Source organism: Albidovulum sp., assembly GCF_049646345.1.
GTDB lineage: Bacteria > Pseudomonadota > Alphaproteobacteria > Rhodobacterales > Rhodobacteraceae > Albidovulum.
Window position 1 is genome coordinate 1 of record NZ_JBARVQ010000771.1, and the last position, 4,060, is coordinate 4,060.

A 4,060-nucleotide genomic window follows, 5' to 3' on the forward strand; every position below is an offset into this window, starting at 1 on the left:
ATCCTGGAAGAGCCGCCCTATGATGCGTCGAAGTGGGACGTCAAGCAGCCGGATCAGGATCCGAACTGGCTGGAAAACTCCGAAGCAGGCACGGCCTGGGATTCGGCCTATCTTCACATGATGTACCAGACCGCCCTGAAGGATACCCATCCCGAGGTGGCCCGGCTCTTTGGCAATGTGAAACTGACCACCGAACAGGTCAGCGACATGACCTTCGCCCTTGTCATCGACAAGAAAGACCCGGCCGAATACGCCAAGGCATGGGTTGCCGAGCATGAGGATGAAGTCCTGAGCTGGCTGGCCGACTGATACCTGATTAAAATCAAAAATGAAGGGGGCCGCCGGAGCGATCCGGCGGCCCCTGCATAAGGGAGGGGAAATGGCTGAACCAGTTGTCAGGCTGTCGAATGTCTGGAAGGTCTTCGGCAAGGATGCGGAAAAGGCGATGGAGGCGATACGCGCCGAGGGGCTGAGCAAGCCCGAGGTGCTGAAGCGCTTCCAATGTGTCGTCGGCGTGCAGGATGCCAGTTTCGAGGTTCCGAGGGGCGAGATCTTCTGCATCATGGGCCTGTCGGGCTCGGGCAAGTCGACGCTGGTGCGTCATGTCAACCGGCTGATCGCGCCAACATCGGGGCAGATCGAAATCCTTGGTCGTGACATCTCCAAACTGAGCGAACGCGAATTGCGCGAGGTGCGGGCCAAGCAGATCGGCATGGTCTTTCAGCACATGGCGCTGATGCCGCACCGCTCGGTGCGTGACAATGTCGCCTACCCGCTGGAAATCCGAAAAGTCGCCAAATCGCGTCGCTGGGCAATCTCGGATCATGCGCTCGGTCTCGTGAACCTGACCGGCTATGAGGACCGCCTGCCCAAGGAACTTTCGGGCGGCATGCAGCAGCGGGTGGGGATCGCCCGGGCGCTGGCCTCGGATCCGGAAATTCTGTTGATGGACGAACCGTTTTCGGCGCTTGACCCGCTGATCCGGCTTCAGTTGCAGGACCAGTTCAAGGCGCTGGTGGCGCAGTTGCAGAAGACTACGCTCTTCATCACTCACGATCTTGATGAGGCGATCCGCATCGGCCACCGCATTGCGATCATGAAGGACGGCGTCATCGTCCAGATTGGCACACCGGAAGAAATCGTGATGAACCCCGCCGACGACTATGTACGCGAATTCGTGCAAGGCATTTCCAAGTTGAAACTGGTGAAGGCGCATTCGATCATGGAGCCGATCGACAGGTTCCGGGCGACCGACGAGCGGTCGCTCGTCGATTCTCCGCGCGCGGATGAAAATGCCGATCTCGATCAGTTGATCGATCTGTCGGTCGACACCTATTCACCCGTGATCATAACCGAGAACGGCGTTGATGTCGGAGTGGTCGACAAGGCGCGGCTCTTGCGCGGAATTCAGGGAGGCAAGAATGACTGATGCGACAACGGAACTGAAAGTCACCGCCGCCTCTGACATCGATGTCGACCACGAGGCGCTTGATGCGTCGATCCGCGAATTTGCGGGACCGAATGGCGACAGTTACGTCGACGCGTTCCACAAGATCCACAACGCCACCGGCTGGATACCGCCCACCTTCAACATATGGGCGGTTCTTCTGGGTCCGATCTGGGCTGCGGCGCGTGGCATCTGGGGCATGTTCTGGGGCTTCCTGATCCTTGAGATGATCGCCTGGGTGCAGTTTGGCCGGGGCCTTTGGGGCAATCCAGGCGCCCAGTTCCTCGACCGGGCGGAAACCCAGTCGGCGCGTGCGGCGGAATTCCTGCAACGGGCCGAGGCGGCAAAGGCGGCGGGCGAGGATCCGGCGCGGTTTGAAAAGCTGGCGGCCAACCTGACCAAGGCGGCCGATGCCAGCCTCGCGCAGGGTCAGGCCGCATCCTCCGAGGCGATGGGCATCCTGTTGACCGGTCTTGCGGTTCTGCTGATCGTCAAACTGGTGCAGGGCTTTTTCGGCAACTCGGTCTATGAACGGCAATATTCCCGCTGGCGCATTACGCCTGGATCGGTCGACAGCGGGCGCAGGACGGCGAACATCCTGCTTGGCCTCTTCCTCGTCGCCGCCATCGCGCCGCTGACGATCTATAAGTTCACGGTGGCGAGCCCGTCGGAACTTCTCAACATCTTCCCAGAAAAGGAAGTGTCGCAGATCTTCCTCGGCGAAGGGAATGCAACGCTCTTTTCCACCATCGCCAACTGGCTTGAAGCGCGGATCGACGAAACGGCACGCGCCGGGGCGGATGTATTCGACGGGGTGACGGCGGGGGTTAGGTCGATCCTGAATACGCTGACCGTGGGGCTGTCGGGCACGCCCTGGCCCGTCGTCATGCTTGTGATCTGCGTCACCGCCTGGCGTGCGGCAGGGCCACGCGTCGCGGTCTTCACCGCAGCCTCGCTCGCCTATATCGCGATGCTGGGCTACTGGGAGGTGGCGATGGAAACGGTTGCGCTGGTGGGCGCTGCCGTGGTGATCTGCGTTGCCTTCGGCATTCCGTTGGGCATCTGGTTCGGCAAATCGCAGCGCGCCTACAAGGCGGCAGAGCCGGTCCTTGACCTGATGCAGACGCTGCCCGCCTTCGTCTACCTGATCCCCATCATCGCCTTTTTCGGCACCGGCAACCCGCCGGGCATCCTCGCCACGATCATCTTCGGCATGCCGCCGGTGATCCGTCTGACCGCTTTGGGGATGCAGGGAGTGCCGGAAAGCATCAAGGAAGCCGCGACCGCCTTCGGTGCTTCCCGCTTCCAGCTTCTGAAGGATGTGGAGGTGCCACTCGCGCTGCCATCGATCATGGCGGGCGTCAACCAGACCATCCTGATGTGCCTCTCGATGGTCGTCATCATCTCGCTGATCGGCGGCGGCGGGCTTGGCAAGGTCATCCTTGAGGCGCTGCAATATGCCGCCAAGGGCCCGGGCCTGCTCGGCGGGTTTGCCATCCTCTTCTGTGCGATGGTCATCGACCGGATCGTTCAGGGGGCGTTCCGCCGCGAGGATCTAAAGCGCGAGGGCTAAGACCTGTCAACGGCGGCGTAAAAGTCGGCCATGGCGGCGGAGCAAAACCAGGCCAGTTGGTGAGAGTGTGCGCCATGGCGCGCGCGCTTCCCCCATAGCTGGCGTGTGCCATGGCGCACTGGCCCGTCAGGGCCAATCGTGTTCAGATGTCTGGATCAAGATCAGCGCCGCTTGCGGGCAGAGCTGTTGGCGAGGCGATAGCTTTCGCCGTTCATCTCGAGTATGCTGACATGGTGGGTCAGCCGGTTGAGGAGCTCGCCGGTCAGGCGCTCGGAACCAAAGGTTTCGGTCCATTCATCGAATGGGAGATTGCTGGTGATCATGGTCGATCCGCGCTCATAGCGCTGCGAGATCAGTTCGAACAGTAGCTCGGCGCCGGTCTTCGACAGGGGCACGAAGCCGAGTTCGTCGATGATGAGGAGCTTGTAGCCTGCCATCTGCTTTTGGAAGCGGAGCAGACGGCGCTCGTCGCGGGCCTCCATCATCTCGCTGACCAGCGCCGCGGCGGTGGTGAAGCCAACCGAGAGGCCCTTCTGGCAAGCGGCCAGCCCGATGCCGAGGGCGGTATGGGTCTTGCCGGTGCCGGACGGGCCAAGGGCAATGACATTCTCGCGACGTTCGATCCATTCGCACCGGGCCAGCTCCAGAACCTGCATCTTGTTCAGCTTCGGGATCGCCACGAAGTCGAAGCTGTCCAGGCTTTTGACGGCCGGGAACTTCGCCGCCTTGATACGGCGCTCGACCATTCGCCGTTCCCGGTCGATCAGTTGGTAATCTCCCCATTTTTAACGGGTTGCCTCGGTAGAACTTACGCGGCCATTTTCAGTTTCATGGCGGGTGTGATGCCGCCGATGCCCATGTTCGGGCGGTCGTTGTTGTAAGTCCATAGCCATTGCGTAGCCTGATCTTGGGCCTCCTCGATGCTTTCGATGATGTATTGGTCCAGCCATTCGTGCCTGACAGTGCGATTGTGACGCTCGACATAGGCGTTCTGCTGCGGCTGGCCGGGTTGGATGTGCTGGATGGTGATACCCTGCTTC

The 4,060-nt window shown here is 61.1% G+C and carries 4 protein-coding genes and 1 pseudogene; 3 read left to right on the plus strand and 2 right to left on the minus strand.

The annotated features are described in order from the left end of the window. The 3 genes from WBB85_RS20270 to WBB85_RS20280 form a co-directional block, all read left to right on the plus strand. Positions 1-309 (plus strand): glycine betaine ABC transporter substrate-binding protein (locus tag WBB85_RS20270; RefSeq protein WP_432640395.1); only part of this gene is annotated, 309 nt, incomplete at its 5' end. Positions 310-379: 70 nt separating this feature from the next. Further along, positions 380-1,429 (plus strand): quaternary amine ABC transporter ATP-binding protein, encoded by a 1,050-nt coding sequence (locus WBB85_RS20275; protein WP_432640396.1) that lies wholly within the window; start codon positions 380-382, stop codon positions 1,427-1,429. Continuing rightward, the gene (locus WBB85_RS20280) at positions 1,422-3,020 is read left to right on the plus strand and encodes an ABC transporter permease (RefSeq protein WP_432640397.1); all 1,599 of its coding nucleotides are present in this window, start codon (positions 1,422-1,424) and stop codon (positions 3,018-3,020) included. The genes WBB85_RS20275 and WBB85_RS20280 overlap by 8 nt, the downstream gene beginning before the upstream one ends. 161 nt (positions 3,021-3,181) lie before the next feature. Here WBB85_RS20280 and istB read toward each other — a convergent pair. Both istB and WBB85_RS20290 read right to left on the minus strand, forming a co-directional pair. Continuing rightward, positions 3,182-3,796 (minus strand): annotated as a pseudogene (istB, locus tag WBB85_RS20285) (IS21-like element helper ATPase IstB); the annotation flags it as partial. A gap of 32 nt (positions 3,797-3,828) precedes the next feature. After that, the coding region (locus tag WBB85_RS20290) for an integrase core domain-containing protein (RefSeq protein WP_432640398.1) at positions 3,829-4,060 on the minus strand (232 nt) is incomplete at its 5' end.